Here is a 513-nt window from a genome sequence, read left to right on the forward strand (position 1 = left end):
CGGAGGGGCCCGGCGCGGGGGGCGGCGCGCCGCGGCCCCGGGCGTGACCCCGGGCACGGGCGGGCCCGGGGTCACGGCCGGGGTCGACGAGCTCGACGCGCATCCCGGAGGGCAGGGCGGTGCCCTCGGCGATCCGGCCGCCGGCGGCGGGCTCGGGGTTGACCCGGACCTGGACGGCGTCGGAGGCGCCCACCCACAGCGGGGCGGTGGAGCCGCGCAGGGTGCCGGCGCGGGACTCGGGCGAGTCGAGGTCGGGGCGGTCGTCGTCGTGCGTCTGGACGTCCTGCCACTCGGACCAGCGCTGGTTCCCGAGGGGGCGGGTGCGCACCTGGGCCCGGCCGCGCAGCTCCGTGGTGGCGTCGTCCCAGACGATGCCGACCAGGGAGAACGGCGGGACCTCCCGGGCGGGCAGCCCCTGGGGCCCGCGCACCCTGCCGTGCCCCGCGGCGGCCCGCCGGCCGTGGCCGAGCGGGACGAGCCGCAGCGAGTGCGTGGCGCCCGGCACCCTGGGCG

Annotated in this window: 1 pseudogene; it reads right to left on the reverse strand. The window is 81.9% G+C overall.

Features of this window, described 5'->3' with window-relative positions:
- Positions 1-513, reverse strand: a pseudogene (locus K6I33_RS35645) (N-acetylmuramoyl-L-alanine amidase); the annotation flags it as partial.

The sequence above is a fragment of the Streptomyces sp. UNOB3_S3 genome, assembly GCF_020740895.1.
Taxonomy (GTDB): Bacteria; Actinomycetota; Actinomycetes; order Streptomycetales; family Streptomycetaceae; genus Streptomyces.